This is a genomic window from Acidovorax sp. (assembly GCF_046341535.1).
Classification (GTDB): domain Bacteria; phylum Pseudomonadota; class Gammaproteobacteria; order Burkholderiales; family Burkholderiaceae_C; genus Acidovorax.
In genome coordinates this window covers 1-1,585 of sequence record NZ_JBKDRI010000168.1, presented here as the reverse complement: position 1 = coordinate 1,585, position 1,585 = coordinate 1, and the positions used below count along the sequence as shown (strand labels likewise).

Below are 1,585 nucleotides of genomic sequence, written 5' to 3'. Positions count from 1 at the left end.
TGCTGAAGGAAGAACCGGGATATCGCCCCGGCTTCGACGAGCTCAGCCCGAACGGGCGGGGATCGTGCCCCGGCTTCGACAGGCTCAGCCCGAACGGTGGGGGAGCCAACAACCACACGGCTCATCGCTGCGCGACCCCCCGCAAGATCAGGCTGAGCGAAGCAACGGCCCGCGTGGATGTCCGCTTCCCATCCCCTCTGCATGCGCCGAGGAGCGCTGCGGGCCTTATCCGCAGCGCGTGGTGCGGCAGCGATGAACTCGGGCTAATGGCGTTTGAGGTTCACTACCCGTCCATCGGCAAATGAGCCTTCCAAAGAATTCCCGTCTGCCGACTTGAACGACGCTGTTTGGTTCAAGCAACCTCGAATGACCTGGGCTCCCTCAATTTGAATCACCAAATCGGTGGCCGAGTTTGTCCTGACGCTGATCGGAAGGTCTCTGTTGGCACAGGGGTTTTGATTGCGTGAGGGGGCACCGGAAGCAAGCGTGATGCGCCAGGCACCCGCCGCATTGGCAACTTTTAACTCCACCTGGGTTTGATTGCCGTTGGTTTCCTTCACCGTGCCTGCCCATGACCCATCCAAGCTAGCCCGTGTTTGGCTGTGCGTAGAGGTGCCAACAAAGACAAGTGATGTCAGCAGAGCAGTGTGCAAGCGCATAGAAGTTCTTTCGTAAGAGTGGATGGAATGAACTGCGCGTATTTTGCCGAAGAGCGGCAGGCTTTTTTTGACTTTGTATAGCTTTACGCGCGTGTGCCGAAGGACGCACGCGCTTGGTGATCTGACTCGCTGCGGGTGTTTGAGCGAAGCGCCATAGGCGCGCAGCGAGTTCCGCAGCGCACCCCTCCCGCGAGCACCGCAGGTTGCCCGAAGCGAAGCGCAGGGACGCAGACAGTGGGGTCGCCCTTTCTTTGGTCACTTTCTTTCGGCGATGCGAAAGAAAGTGACTCGCCCGCCGGGGCGACATCCCGGCTCCTGCGCTCAACCAGGGCAGGCCGTCGCCACGGTCCAACCAGGCTTCGACAGGCTCAGCCTGAACGGGTGGGGGGTAGTGCGACCCAGGCTTCGACAGGCTCAGCCCGAACGGGTGGGGGGGCAGCGCCCCGGCTTCGACAGGCTCAGCCCGAACGGTGGGGGGAGCCAGCAGCCAGCAGCCAGCAGCCAGCAGCCAACAGCCAACAGCCAACAGCCAACAGCCAACAGCCAACAGCCAACAGCCACCAGCCAACAGCCACACAGCCAACAGCCACACAGCCAACAGCCAACAGCCACACAGCTCGTCGCTGCGCTCACCCCCGGAAATTCAGGCCGGGCGAAGCAATGGCCCGGGTGAATGCCCCCTCCCCATCCCCTCCAGGACACTCGTCACCCTTTGCTGCATTTGGCAAATACGCTACTAAATCAATAGCTTTATGGGCAATACCATCAGGCGCTACTGGCCAAAATGATTCGCGGATTCACAGACAAAGTGCATCAGATGGCAGTTTAATGGGGGTGATCTCCAGGCCGTAAAACACCTCATGAGGGGTGCGGTATCCCAAGCACTTTCTAGGCCTGTGGTTCAATGCGTAAACCGCATTATTGAC

Annotated in this window: 1 protein-coding gene; it reads left to right on the top strand. The window is 60.1% G+C overall.

Annotated features, from left to right (window positions below):
- On the top strand, positions 1-305 hold a 305-nt coding region (locus ACK543_RS12560), incomplete at its 5' end, for a hypothetical protein (RefSeq protein ID WP_409943182.1).
- Positions 306-1,585 lie beyond the last annotated feature (1,280 nt).